The organism is Ancylomarina sp. (genome assembly GCF_041555295.1).
Lineage (GTDB): Bacteria > Bacteroidota > Bacteroidia > Bacteroidales > Marinifilaceae > Ancylomarina.
Genome location: NZ_JBFFKR010000076.1, coordinates 1 through 13,525, shown reverse-complemented (window position 1 = coordinate 13,525; position 13,525 = coordinate 1). Strand labels below are relative to the sequence as shown.

Here is a 13,525-nt window from a genome sequence, read left to right as displayed (position 1 = left end):
GATATCATTGGCTGTTAAATCATCAATCGCCCTTTGATGTTCCTTAATCAGATCACTCCCCTTCTCTCCTATGGTTAATCGGTAGCAAAAATCGTAAAGAGAGTTTATTCGAGCTTCATTATTATTTATAAATTCTGACATTTTTAAACTTTATTGGTTTAAGCTCTAAAATAATCTATTTTGATTGAGTCAACACACTTAATCCATAAAAAAAGGGAATACCAAACGGCATTCCCTTCTAAAAAATATGATAAAATTGGAATTAGTCCAATTTGTGAATCAATAATCCTGAACGTAGTTTAGGCTCAAACCAAGTTGTCTTAGGAGGCATGATGTTACCTGTATCGGCAATATCAATCAATTGTTGCATAGAAACTGCGTATAAAGCGAAAGCTACTTTCATATCACCGCTATCAACACGTCTCTTCAACTCACCCAATCCACGAATACCACCTACGAACTCAACACGAGTTGTAGTACGAAGATCTTCAACACCCAATAGGTTATCCAATACATGGTTTGAAAGGATAGTTACATCCAATACACCAATAGGATCCTTATCGTCGTAAGTACCTTCTTTAGCGTTCAACTTGTACCATTTGTTATCTAAATACATAGAGAACTCATGAAGTTTAGCTGGCTTGTAAGTTTCCTCACCCATACACTCAACAGTGAAAGTCTCTTCCAGTTTAGCCAGGAATTCAACTTCAGTCATTCCGTTAAGATCCTTAACGACACGATTGTAATCGATAATAGCTAATTGATTATCTGGGAAGTGAACAGCCATAAAGTAGTTGTACTCCTCGTCACCAGTGTGATTTGGATTCTTAGCAGCAAACTCATCACCAATACGAGCAGCAGCAGCTGTTCTATGGTGACCATCAGCTACGTAAGTAGAAGGAACTTTAGTTGCAAACAACTCTTCCAACTCTTTATTAGTAGCTGCGTCGTTTACAGGCCAGAAATGGTGACCGAATCCGTCTTCAGCAACAAAATCGTACTCAGCTTCTTCGTTCTTTACGATGTTAGCAACGATTGCGTCAATCTCTGGAACAGCTTTGTATGAAAAGAATACTGGCTCAAGGTTAGCCTCAGTGTAACGAGTCAAAATCATACGATCCTCCTCTTTATCCGGACGAGTAAGCTCGTGCTTTTTGATCACACCAGTTTTATAGTCTTCGCAAGCAGCATTTGCAACGATACCGTACTGAGTACGTCCGTCCATTGTTTGAGCATAGATATAGAATTTAGCTTCTGAATCCTGCTTTAACCAACCTTTTTCTTGCCATAGATTAAGGTTAGAAACTGATTTTTCGTAAACCTCAGCAGAGTGAACGTCTGTTCCAGCAGGACAGTCGATCTCAGCACGAGTGATGTGAAGTAAAGAACATTCTTTACCTTCTGCCATTTGAGCAGCCTCTTCCGAGTTCATTACATCATAAGGTAAACAAGCTAAATCCTTAGCGATATCTTTTGTTGGGCGTAAGCCTCTAAATGGTTTTACAATTGCCATGACTTGGTATTTTGTATTTTTAGTATTTTGTTTTCTGTAAATTAAGGAACGTTATAATCGAATTTAATCGATTACTTATTCACTCTAAATGTTTCGTCTCCTTTTTCAATAAGGTTCACAATCTGATTAGCACCGGCGATACCAGCGTTAATGTTTGCTTCAGCAGTTTGTGCTCCCATTTTTTTAGGAGTAAAGAAAAAGCGACCTTCATATTTAGCAGCAAATTCGTCTTTACAGTCAGGTGCGATGTCAGAGATGTAAGCAAAATCTTTACGATCTTCCATAAGTTTCAACATACCTTCTTCGTCAATTACTTCTTTACGAGCTGTGTTCACAAGGATACCACCCTCAGGCATCTTGTTCAACAAATCGTAATTAATTGATTTTTTGGTTTTGTCGTTGGCAGGAATATGCAACGAAACATAGTGACAAGTGCTATATAGCTCTTCTACTGTGTCTACTGCCTTAACTCCATCAGCTTCGATAGCTTCTTTTGAAACAAAAGGATCGAATGCATAAACTGTCATTCCGAAACCTTTAGCAATATTAGCAACGTGTTTTCCTACGTTACCATAAGCATGAATACCGATATTCTTACCTCTTAATTCAACACCAGCTTTACCGCTATAACCTTTACGAGCAAGGAAAACCATCATTCCTAATGCTAGCTCAGCTACAGCATTCGAGTTTTGACCAGGTGTATTCATGGCCACAATACCTCTTTCAGTACAAGCTTCAAGATCGATATTATCGTATCCTGCACCTGCACGTACAATTACTTTTAGGTTTTTAGCTGCTTCAAGTACCTCGCGGGTAGCTTTGTCAGAACGAATAATCATTCCATCAACATCGGCAACAGCTGCTATTAATTCAGCCTTATCTGTGTATGACTCTAGCAAAGCTAGTTCATATCCTGCACCTTCAACTACTTCGCGAATTGCGTTTACAGCAGCAGGAGCAAAAGGTTTATCGGTTGCAATTAAAACTTTAGTCATTTTATTATTTTAAAACGTTCAAAAATAAAATGTCATTGCCAGCCAAATCGAAGTTATCCTTTCGGATCCCTTTAGTCGTTCCTCATGCTTTAATGACTCAAAATAAGGATTTGAGCAAGTTAGCTTACTCAAATCCATATAATCAGGTAATTACTTTACATGCTTTGTTGCGAATTCTTTCATGCAATCAACCAATGCTTGTACACTTGCCTTAGGCAATGCATTGTAAGTAGACGCACGGAAACCACCAACTGAACGGTGTCCTTTAATACCAGACATTCCTTTAGCAGTAGCAAATTCGTAAAATTCTTTTTCTAGTTCTTTGTACTCGTCAGTCATTACGAAACAGATGTTCATTAATGAACGGTCTTCTTCGTTGATAACAGTACCTTTGAACATAGGGTTACGGTCAATCTCACTGTAAAGAACCGCAGCTTTATCTTCGTTCATTTTCTGCATTGCAGAAACACCACCCATTTCCTTGATCCATCTCAAAGTTTGTAAAGCAGCAAAAACAGGAACTACTGGAGGAGTGTTAAACATAGACTCACCTTTAATATGAGTTCTATAATCTAACATTGTAGGAATCTGACGATCCATTTTACCTAGTAATTCGTCTTTAACGATTACAAAAGTAACACCAGCTGGCGCTAGGTTCTTTTGAGCTCCACCATAAATTAATGCATACTTAGATACATCAACAGGGCGAGAGAAAATATCAGATGACATATCAGCAACAAGAGGAATATTCACGTCCATGTCGTGCTTGATCTCAGTACCATAAATGGTATTGTTGGTTGTGATATGGAAATAATCTGCATCAGCAGGAATTTCGTATCCTTTTGGAATGTAGTTGTAAACTGTTTCTTTAGAAGAAGCAACCTCTACAACTTCACCAAACAACTTAGCTTCTTTCATAGCCTTGTTTGCCCAAGCACCAGTGTTTAGGTAAGCAGATTTCTTAGCCATCAGGTTGTAAGGAATCATGCAGAACTGAGTCGATGCTCCACCACCTACAAAAATCACTGAGTATCCTGCTGGGATATCCAATAATTCTTTAAACAAAGCGATTGCTTCATCCATTACGGCAACAAATTCTTTGCTACGGTGAGATACTTCCATTAAAGAAAGTGTTGTTCCAGCAAAATTCTTAATAGCGGCAGCAGTATTTTCTACTGTTACGTCAGGAAGGATTGAGGGTCCTGCAGAAAAATTATGTACTTTCATTTTCAATATTTTTTAAAAAGTGAACTTTTGCATATTCAAGGGCAAATTTGCAAATAAAAATGAAGAATTTGCTCGTCAAAATTCATTTTTTATATGTTTTTCAACAAAAAAACAAACCGCCACCTTTTTCTCTATATACAATTGACTATCTAACAGTTAAACAGAAAACAGACCGATATACGAAATCGTTTTCAATTGTTACGCCCAAGCCAACATATAAAAAGCAGGCTTGCGATACGTCACAAGCCTGCTTTTGTAATAAGGTTACAGATAAAAATTGAGTTACATTATCCCAATCTGTAATAAAATATGCTTAGTTTTTGTAAAAAGGGATTTTTACAATTTTTGCTTTAAGAGCCTTCTTTCTTACGCGGATGTAAATTTCAGTATCCACTTTGTAAAATCCTTCTTTCACATAGCCCATTCCAATTGATTTACCAAGAGCTGGTGCACTAGTACCTGAAGTTACTTCTCCAATTTCGTTACCTTCGGCATCTTCGATTTTGTAACCATGACGAGGAATACCACGATCGATCATTTCAAAACCTTTCAAACGACGCTTAGGCTTGTCAGCTTTTTGCTGCTCGAAAAATTCTCTATCGATAAAATCATTTCCTTCTACAAATTTGGTAATCCAACCCAAACCAGCTTCAATTGGCGTATGATCATCATCAATATCATTACCGTATAAACAGAATCCAACTTCAAGACGAAGTGTATCGCGAGCAGCTAAACCGATTGACTGAATACCGAATTCTTTACCGGCTTCCATAACAGCATTCATCAATTTCTCGCCATCTTCGTTAGCTACATAAATTTCGCATCCACCTGAACCAGTATAACCAGTTGTTGAGAAAATAACATTCTCGATTCCTGCCATATTTACTTTCTTGAAAGTATAGTATTCCATATCTTCAACAGGAACATCGATAAGCTTTTGCATGGCTTTAAGAGCCAAAGGACCTTGAACAGCCAACTGACAAATTTCGTCAGAAGCATTATAAAGTTCAGTACCTACTTCCAAGCCCATCTCTTCAGCATTCTTACAACACCAAGCCCAATCCTTATCGATATTGGCAGCATTAACAACCAATAAATAAGTTTCAGCATCGATACAATACACTAACAAATCATCAACAATACCACCTTTTCCGTTAGGAAAACATGTGTACTGGATTTTTCCATCAGTTAAAGCTGCCACATCATTAGTGGTCAATTTCTGAACAAAGCTAAAAGCCTTAGGACCTTTCACCCAAAACTCACCCATGTGAGATACATCAAATACACCTAGCTTTTCACGAACACACATGTGCTCATCCTTAATACCAGTAAACTCAATAGGCATATTATAACCAGCAAATTCTGCCATTTTAGCGCCTAATTCTTCATGAAAACTAGTGAATGCAGTTCTTTTCATCTGTTTGTTGTTTGAATTTTAAGATCTAAGGTGTTTCTCTTGCAAATAGAAAAAACAGAATAAGATCTTATTTTAAGTGTTGTTTATTTAACTCCTTCAATTTCAGAAGATATCAACTAAGATTTAATTTCCGAAATTATATTTATTGTATTCCAACTCATTTTGTTTTGCAAATGTAAAAGAATACAAATTCTAGGCAAAAAAATACCGATTAAACTTCAAAATATACATTGTATTATAAAGCACATTTTTTAAAGATCAACCGGAAATTCTATAATCATGAATTTAATCTACTTGCTAGATAAACTATAATTCGTTATTATTTTTTTTCTTTTTTCATTCTCAAAACTAACAATAAAAGCTTTTTCCAAACCCAATCGATCTTTAAAATAGATAGCATCCTCCATACTGTCATAATTCCCGATTGAGTATCTGTACCATTCACCATCATATGAGCTAGCTACAGATTCTTTACCTCTGTATAGTTTTTTCAATTCGGCATCTTTCATTTCTATCTTTGAAGCCGCTATTTGAATTTTATAAGTCGTCAGGATAGTTGAAACTTTCTCTACGACTGGAGTTGGAACAGGAATCACAGTAGGAAGAATCTCGACTTTTTCAACAGGTATAACTGCTTCAATCTTTTTAATTGGCTCAACAAGTTCATCCTTTATTACAGTATCTACAATAAGTTTCTTGGTGTAAATATCGAATTTACCATTTTCACCTCTATTAGAATCGAATAAAAATGAATCTCCTTCGTAAGGAAAGAAATGGCAGTCATCATATGCTGAATTAATTGGAATCCCCATATTCTGAGCTTCAGTCCAACTTCCATCTTCATCTTTCTCAGATTTGAAAATATCGTAGCCTCCAATTGAATTTCTTCCTTTAGAACTAAAATACATCACCTTTCCATTATCCGATAGAAAAACATCTCTTTCATCAAATTTCGAATTAATTTGATCTCCAAACTTCATAGGCTTACTCCATTCACCATCATCATCCTTTTGACAATGAAAAATATCCCCTTGTTTTTCATCTCTATCACTTACAAATACAACGGTATTTCCATCTGAAGTAAAAGATGCAGATGACTCATTCGATTTTCTTTCATTCACAAAAAACACATCCATTTCTTTAGTCCAGAACTTATCATCTTTTTGCATAAAGATTAAATCTCCGAACCCCGTGTTCTTGTCGTAGAACAAATACTGATTACCATCTACTTTAGCAACCATTATTGGTAAATCTCTAGACTTCTTCTCATCATTTAGAACACTAAAACTTGCCCATTCCCCATTAATCAGAGCAACACTAAAACCTCTTAAAGATAATTTCTCTTTAAGAGGTTTCTTATCACCAACAATTATTCTATCCGAATTAAAGAACAGTTTTGATCCATCTTTTATTGCAAGTAAATCATTGGCATCAGAATTTATTGGCGATGGCAACTTTTCGACATCAAAATCCGCGGATTGCAAAGACAAAAGTTGTCCATTTTTGCATTCATCTATATATCTAAAAACAGCAGATAATTTTTCCTTATTACGCTTCTCACCTTCATGCTGAAGAATTTCAACATATGTTTTATAGTTTAAAATAGCATTTGAAAAATCATTGGCATATTGACATGCTTGTCCTAGAAACAAATACAGTTCAGCATTTATATTTGGTTTCAAAGCTTTAACTTGTTCAAAATATACTTTCGCTAATCCTTTTTTGCCATACCTCAAATAAGACTGACCGATATTGTAATTCAATTCTGCATTATCACTATTGAATTTGTTACATTCTAAAAGAAGATCCAGACATTCCGTAAATGACGATTCTCCCCTATCAAAAAGTTTTTTAGCCTTACGTATATTTTTCAACAACTGCTTCCCTTCAATATTACTCCCAGCAAACTCAACAGGGTCAACTCGCATAAAACGCTGAGAATAGGCACTTCCTGCAGAAACAAAGAAGAAGACTAACAGTATTCGTAATAATTGCATAAATTACATCTTTAGTTAAATAAACATCATCTAAATTAAGAAATTTAAAGAATAAAAGAAGAGCAATCCTTCATTTTTTAATATGCATAAAAACATTGAGATAAAGTAAACATCTTTAACAGATTGGCTTCTTAAGGTGCCACTATGACTTACAATAAGAAATTATAATAGCCTATTTAAAAATAATTCATTAACATTGTATAATGAGTGAAGCTTGAATTAATTTGGTGCATTTATAGTCTAAATTAGTTTGTTCATAATTATATTTTAAACAACAACTCACAAGGTAACTTAAAAACAAAGGACTCATTAAACTAAAGGGCTTAGTTCCATTAATCAATTCATAGGAAAAAATGAACTCAAACACTAAAATCATTGATTTATCATACTTAAAAGAGATGTCTGGAAATAATAAAGACATCATGGTTGAAATGGTTGAAATCTTTATTGAGCAAAACCCTGAATTTACTGAGGGTATTTCAAGCTACTTTGAAAACAGGCAATGGACTGAACTTGGAGCTATTGCTCACAAAGCTAAATCGTCTTTAAGAATCATGGGAATGGATGAATTAGGAGATTGCTTAGAACAAATTGAACATTATTCTAAAGGAAATCAAAAAGTTGAACTTCAACAGAAGATTGAAAACAGGCATAAACTTAATGATGATGACTTAAGAATTTGGAACAACGTTCGCAATGAAAAAGTTAATGATATTGATTTAATTTACATACCTAAACTTGTGAGTAAATTCCTTAACCAAAGCCCAATAGCAATAACCGAATTGAGAAAAGCTATATTAGAGCTCTAATATGACAAAAAACCCGCCTCACATATTAGTAGTTGATAGTAACAACGCAACACTTAAGTATATTGAATTTACACTTACTGGTATTGGGTATAAATCAACACTTGCAAAAAATGGTCTGGAAGCTATAGAAAAAGCCAAAAACCACCATTTTGATCTTATCATTTCTGATCTTTACTTACCCCTAATGAGTGGAAATGATCTTGTCAGGCTAATTCGCAAAACTCCAGAATACAGACTCACGCCATTTATCTTTCTTTCAGATAATGATGAAGAAGAGACTTGGATTCAAAATTTAAATGATGGAGCTGATGATTTTATTACAAAGCCTTTCAAACAAGAGGTTTTCATATCAAAAATAAAAGCCCATATTAAAAAAACACAAATCAGAAAAGAGATTACTGATTCATCCATAAAAAACAAGCTCAATTTTGATAAAGGCAATATTGTGTATTGTACACCTAAAAAGAACAAATTCAAAATCCCTCAGCAGTATATCAAAACGCCTGTCAAGCACGTTCAATCTGATCAGGATTTATTTACCTACTTAAAAGAGGAACAAGTTTGGCGTATTATTATTGACGACAATGCGATTTGGGCAATTTCAATTTTAGATAAGATTAGCAAAACTATCGAAGGATTAATTCCTATTGACATTTTAATTTCAGATTCCAAGGACACAGAAAAATTCGATTATCTACTAACGAATCATATCGATTCATTTTTATACAAACAATTGGATGAAAGGTTGATTATTCACCAAATCAACTCATCAATTCAACAAGAATTAAATCTTAAAAACAAATATTTCAATGCCCTTAACACGGCAGCTAAGCAATCACCAATACGCTTTGAGAATCAATACAACGAGAATATCTCAGACTTCAACATTCAGGTTATACACCAAGCGTATAACAAACTTGCTGGTGGCGATTTCTATGAAACATTCAGTGTTGACAGTCAAAAGAAGATTATTGTAGTTGGTGATGTAATGGGCAAAAAGTGGGATGCCTGGTTTTTTGTACCAGCTTACATTGCCTATATACGAAGCACAATCAACTTTTTCTTAAGTCGCGAAGAATTCGATTTCATTAAATCTCCTGGTAAGTTTCTAAAGATAATCAACCAATCTATATTCAAAGATCTAAAACTCAGTGAGGTTTTCACAACTCTAAGTATCGTAACAGTTTGTTCACAAACTTCGAAAGTCAGTATTGCATCAGCCGGCGCACTTCAACCTCTCTTTTATAATGCAAAAGAAAACAAATTAACACAACTCAATATTGTCGGAACACTCTTGGGCGTAATTCCTGATGCCCATTATTTAAGCCTTATACAAAATTTTGACCAAGGAGATAAACTTTTACTTTATACTGATGGATATATTGAAGCTGTGAATGACAGAACAGGTAATATGATTGGAGATAAAGTCTTCCTTGAAAACATACATCAGGTTATGGGAAAAGCAAGCATTCAACTTTCTGATATTGAATATCAATTAATCCATTCATTAAATATTTCTAAGTTTGATGATGACAGAACCCTTCTCCTTGTCCAAAAAAATTAAGCTTTAACCTTCTCAGTTCGCTATTAATTTTGTTCATTTGTCAAAAATAAGAAATTATGACTCCAAACGAAATTATTGGCTGGATGGGAAGCATCCTTTTCGCTATCTGCGCACTGCCTCAGGCAATACATACCTTCAAAACAAGAAAGGTAGACGATCTAAACGAGCTCTTTATTTGGCTTTGGTTTTCAGGTGAAGTATTCACATTGTGGTATATTATTATTGATGATATTACCAATCAGATCTATCATATTCCTCTGTATTTTAACTACGTTTTCAATTTGATCTTATTATTTTATCTGATCTATGCTAAATATAGCTACAACAGCAAACCAACTGCTCTAGTAAATCTTAAGCGTAGAATTATAAAATAAAAGCATTAATAGCTTTCCTAATTATACAATTGTGAAAATAGTCATCATAGATAATTTCGATTCATTCACCTACAATTTAGCACACGCTGTAGAACAATTCTCTGATCAAGTCATTGTCATGAGAAATAATGAAATAAATTGGGAGGCTATTAAGGATTCTGACAAAATTATTTTTTCACCAGGTCCTGGCTTGCCAGAAGATGTGAAAGTAATGGGGAAAATTCTAGATCGATATAAAACGATAAAACCTATCTTAGGTGTGTGTTTAGGGATGCAATATATCGGCATTTATTTTGGAGGAGAAATCTTCAATATTAAAGATATTGTACATGGAGTTCCTAAAACAACTATTGTTATAGACAAATCGGAATGCTTGTTCCAAAATACACCTCGAGAATTCAAATCAGGCAGATACCATTCATGGGCCTTAAACAAAACAAAACTCCCAGACTGCTTAAGAATTACCGCTACGGATCATGACGATCTTATTATGGCAATCCGCCATAAAGAACTCGATATTTGTGGCCTTCAGTTCCATCCTGAATCTATTATGACCCAACAAGGTTTTGATATTCTTAGAAACTGGATAGAATCTTAAAAGCTTATCTATTCAAACAAAATCCCCCTATTAAACTAGTTATCTTGCCAAACTTTCTTCTTCTCATATTTCAAATCCTGAAGCACTGAAGATTTCACATTAATTCTGAAGTTATAAGACTGATAAGTTCCAAATGGAATCGTATTGAACGTCATCTGCCAGCAATGCAAATCGCGGGTTAAAGAAAACTGAGTAGCTGTAATTGACTTGTTTGCAAAATCATAACCTGTAGAAAAGTTAATTTTCCATTTAGGAGTCAAACTAAAATCACCTCGAAGACCAATATTCTGATTGACATTACTCTTTCTTGTTGGCTTAGAGTATGTCCATCCATAATCTAATGAAAACGACCAGGGAACATCAAACTGAACGAATCGCATTTCATCTGGCGTTTTCGTTTCCTCACCTTCCTTACCGCCCTCTTCAGCTTCACCCTTAAAATCACTAGATGATAACCTGAATCCTAAATCAATAGAAGCATTCGTTATACGTGGTCCAAATTTATCAATCTTAACATCATTGGCATTCAATGCATATGGATCAACTGTCGAGTTAAAACTCAGATCCAACTTGTTATTGAAAATCTTTGTACGACCATTTATTCTAATATTCGACCAGTTTAAAGAATCAGCAAACATGTTATAACTTGTAGAAAACTTAAGGCTCTCTAGAAGTTTCACCTTTTTGAAATCTTCATTTCCTGTTGTATCGTTAGCTGTTTTAATTTTCGCTTCAATATTATTATCCAAACTCAAATTAATACTTCCTGATTCTTTTGCTCCAGTAGGTGTTCCATACAAACTTCCATCAAATATAGAATACTCAACATCTTTACCATCTCTTTTATAAGTTCTATAATACTTATCTCTGTCAACACCAATCTCTGGTGTATAACTCACACTTATAGATGGAGTCATCACGTGACGTATAGCCTCAATCTTCGAAGTCTTCTTAAAAGTATACATCCCATAAATCTTTGGACTTAAAGATAATGATGCTGAAGTTGAATAATTATGAGCGTATTGTATTCCCTGAATAGTATCATCGACAGTCTTATTTAGTGTCTCATCCCAATGTCTCCTAATTGATCGAGAATATAAAACACCTTTATAATTAAGAGTTGGTGATAAGGTTAAGTCACGAGCTAACTTAAAATTCGTTGTAACAGGAATAGAGTGCTGGTAACCGTTTTTCCAATCTTTTGTAAGAGAAGAGGACATCAATTTATTTTCTTTGATATTCACCCTATTTTCCATTTTCGATGAATAGCTTACCCCTACTTTATCATACCACTTTAAGTTAGAACTCTTACCCTTTGTTCTAAAAGGATATATTTGTGTCATATTTAAGGATAGACTTGGTAAGGTTAACGCAATCGTTGTATCCCTACTATTCTGAGAGTGACGTAAAGATCCGTTTAAACTAAAAGGACTTCCTGGCCACTTTTTACTATACGAAATACTAGATTGCTTTTGGTTATTTACAATCTTATCGATACTTGTTGAGTTATTTCTATCGTTCTCTGAAGTGGAAAAGTTTACCGATGCAGAGAATGTTCGATAAGGGTTTGCCTTAGCATCCTGAGTATGCGTCCATCGAACAGCAAAGTCAGTCACTTCAGAATAGTCATCTAAACCTTTATCACCATACTTATTCTTGTGATATTCTGTTGCCAAATTACCACTATATCTATAACGCTTTTTATACTTAGATTGCAGATATGTACCCCATGAACCATTAGAAAAGACATCCCCTCTAACAGTTAAATCCACATAATCGTTAATTGCCCAGTAATATCCACCACCTCTAAGGTTAAATCCTCTACGCGCCTCTTCACCATAACTCGGTAGTAGGACTCCCGATGAATATTTACTACTAAAAGGGAAAAAACCAAAAGGTAAGCCAATTGGCAAGGGTACATCTTCTAAAACAATATGCAAGGGGCCTGAAACGATTTTATCATCCTTAATCATTTTAGCCTTTGTCATTCGCACATAAAAGTGAGGATGGGGGTGATCACATGTTGTATACTTACCATTTTTCAAGAAGAAGGTGTTCTCATCCATTCTTTTTGTAATCTCACTATGGACATAACCACTTTCTTGCTCGGTAATAACCTCATTGACCAAACCTTTACCAGTTTCAAAATTATATTTCAATTCTTTACACTTAAACTCCTCAGCTCCATCCTTAAATTCAGGTGTATGAATAAATTTATCAGTACTATCTTTTATACCATATGCAAAGGCTTCTTTCTTTTCAATATCAAGTTCAATATAATAGGCACGTAGTTCAGTTGCTCCATATTTCACAAAAGCATTATTAGTCAAAAACACTTTATGTCCGCTTAGCGAAAAAGTAACGCTATCGTCAGCATTGTATTCTATGGCCGTCTGAAGAAAAGGTTTCTTTGCTGTTGAATCAGCTGCTATTGAATCGTTCTCAACAATCCGTTTTTTTCCGGATTTTAAATTTAAAGAATCAACCTGCTGTAAGAATTCAGCATACACGTTAACTTCCAAAGGAGAATTAGCAAAATCCTCACATACAGGACTCTCATTACCCATTAGATTAATATCCGCAAATATATTTAACGGAATTAAGCTAAGAATGAAAAGTATAAAAAGCGTTTGTTGTAATTTCAATTGCAATTTTTATCGTTATTTTTGTACAAGAATGAGATCGACTAATAAACTTAAAAATCAGATGTAGTACACTAAGGTTTAAGCCCGTAAGACTCTTTTGTTTTAAACAATGATTATCATCAAGCACAAACAGAAAAGTCTCAGGTCGCCAAAATTACAAATAAAACTACTATATTCCCTCATCAGAACACAGTTCAGAATCATTTTTTAAGTTCTTTTATGAAGATTTCTTTTCTGTTTTTTTTTTCGAATAAAATTTCACAATATATAATGAATAGAGTATTATTTTTTTCAATGTTTTTTATCCTATATTCTATAAGTTTTTTCTGTTCCGGACAAAACTCAGAATATAAAATTAACACCATCGTTATTGATGCAGGTCATGG

At 34.5% G+C, this 13,525-nt stretch carries 10 protein-coding genes; 4 read left to right on the top strand and 6 right to left on the bottom strand.

All coding sequences use genetic code 11. From position 1 onward, the window contains the following. Nucleotides 1–262: 262 nt before the first annotated feature. The 5 genes from ABY905_RS07740 to ABY905_RS07720 form a co-directional block, all read right to left on the bottom strand. Complete coding sequence (locus ABY905_RS07740; RefSeq protein ID WP_372642241.1) at nt 263–1,513, bottom strand: DUF1015 domain-containing protein; 1,251 nt, start codon at nt 1,511–1,513, stop codon at nt 263–265. A 71-nt stretch (nt 1,514–1,584) separates the two neighbouring features. Further along, complete coding sequence (locus tag ABY905_RS07735; protein WP_372642239.1) at nt 1,585–2,508, bottom strand: 3-phosphoglycerate dehydrogenase; 924 nt, start codon at nt 2,506–2,508, stop codon at nt 1,585–1,587. Nucleotides 2,509–2,658: 150 nt separating this feature from the next. Then, the gene (gene serC / locus ABY905_RS07730; protein WP_372642237.1) at nt 2,659–3,735 is read right to left on the bottom strand and encodes a 3-phosphoserine/phosphohydroxythreonine transaminase; all 1,077 of its coding nucleotides are present in this window, start codon (nt 3,733–3,735) and stop codon (nt 2,659–2,661) included. A 313-nt stretch (nt 3,736–4,048) separates the two neighbouring features. Next, nucleotides 4,049–5,152, bottom strand: coding sequence for a glycine cleavage system aminomethyltransferase GcvT (gcvT, locus tag ABY905_RS07725; protein WP_372642235.1), 1,104 nt, complete (start codon nt 5,150–5,152; stop codon nt 4,049–4,051). A 290-nt stretch (nt 5,153–5,442) separates the two neighbouring features. After that, nucleotides 5,443–7,149 (bottom strand): hypothetical protein, encoded by a 1,707-nt coding sequence (locus ABY905_RS07720; RefSeq protein ID WP_372642233.1) that lies wholly within the window; start codon nt 7,147–7,149, stop codon nt 5,443–5,445. A gap of 353 nt (nt 7,150–7,502) precedes the next feature. On the opposite strand from ABY905_RS07720, the gene ABY905_RS07715 reads away from it, so the two are divergent. From ABY905_RS07715 to ABY905_RS07700, 4 genes are read left to right on the top strand one after another with little or no spacing between them, the layout of a single operon-like run. Further along, nucleotides 7,503–7,958, top strand: coding sequence for an Hpt domain-containing protein (locus tag ABY905_RS07715; protein ID WP_372642231.1), 456 nt, complete (start codon nt 7,503–7,505; stop codon nt 7,956–7,958). Between the two features lies 1 nt (nt 7,959). Beyond that, nucleotides 7,960–9,522 (top strand): SpoIIE family protein phosphatase, encoded by a 1,563-nt coding sequence (locus ABY905_RS07710; RefSeq protein ID WP_372642229.1) that lies wholly within the window; start codon nt 7,960–7,962, stop codon nt 9,520–9,522. A 56-nt stretch (nt 9,523–9,578) separates the two neighbouring features. After that, nucleotides 9,579–9,896: a PQ-loop domain-containing transporter gene (locus ABY905_RS07705; RefSeq protein WP_372642227.1), complete on the top strand. Its 318-nt coding sequence runs from the start codon at nt 9,579–9,581 to the stop codon at nt 9,894–9,896. A gap of 31 nt (nt 9,897–9,927) precedes the next feature. Continuing rightward, on the top strand, nt 9,928–10,494 hold the full coding sequence (locus ABY905_RS07700; RefSeq protein WP_372642225.1) for an aminodeoxychorismate/anthranilate synthase component II: 567 nt from the start codon (nt 9,928–9,930) through the stop codon (nt 10,492–10,494). A gap of 35 nt (nt 10,495–10,529) precedes the next feature. Here the strand turns inward: ABY905_RS07700 and ABY905_RS07695 are convergent, their stop codons facing one another. After that, nucleotides 10,530–13,139, bottom strand: a complete 2,610-nt coding sequence (locus tag ABY905_RS07695; RefSeq protein ID WP_372642223.1) for a putative LPS assembly protein LptD — start codon at nt 13,137–13,139, stop codon at nt 10,530–10,532. Nucleotides 13,140–13,525: the final 386 nt, after the last annotated feature.